The sequence below is a fragment of the Kocuria cellulosilytica genome (assembly GCF_040981245.1).
GTDB classification, from domain to species: Bacteria; Actinomycetota; Actinomycetes; order Actinomycetales; family Micrococcaceae; genus Kocuria; species Kocuria cellulosilytica.
On record NZ_JAVFWZ010000124.1, the window covers coordinates 1 to 540 of the forward strand.

The 540-nt window shown below is 82.4% G+C and carries 1 pseudogene; it reads right to left on the reverse strand.

The features are described 5' to 3' along the window. A pseudogene (locus RCG67_RS17310) lies at positions 1 to 540 on the reverse strand (ATP-grasp domain-containing protein); the annotation flags it as partial.

Genomic DNA, 540 nt, shown 5'->3' on the forward strand with positions numbered 1-540 from the left:
GCGTCCGGGAAGAGCTCGGGCGCGAGGGGGCGGGGGCGCGTCCGCCCGGGCGCCCAGCGGGCACGGCACCCGACCACGACCGGGCCCTCCCACGCGGCCAGCGACGCGTCCGTGCCCGGAAGCGTCCTCGGGACGTCGAGCCCGGCGCGGGACGCGCGCTCGGCCAGGCTCACCTCGTCCAGCGCGGCGGCCAGGACCTCGGGGGCGGGGTGGGCCACCGCCGCGGGAATGTGCCGTCGGTAGGCGGAGACGGCGGCCGTCCAGTCGTCGCCGGCGCCGAGGACGAGGTCGTAGGACCCCTCGGCGACCGCCCGGCGGACGCCGTCGATGAAGTCGCTGCCGTCGCCGCGGGGGCACGGCACCTCGTGGCGGACCGCGGCCGCCCGGGCGGCCCCCAGCAGGCCCGGTCCGGCCGGGGCGCCGACGCCCACGGTCCAGCCGGCCCGTCCGAGGGCCCGCGCCCCGGCATGTGCCCCCCGGTCCCCGGCCGGGCCCACGATCAGCGCCCGCCGCGGGGCCGGGTCGGGTGCGCCGGGGTCG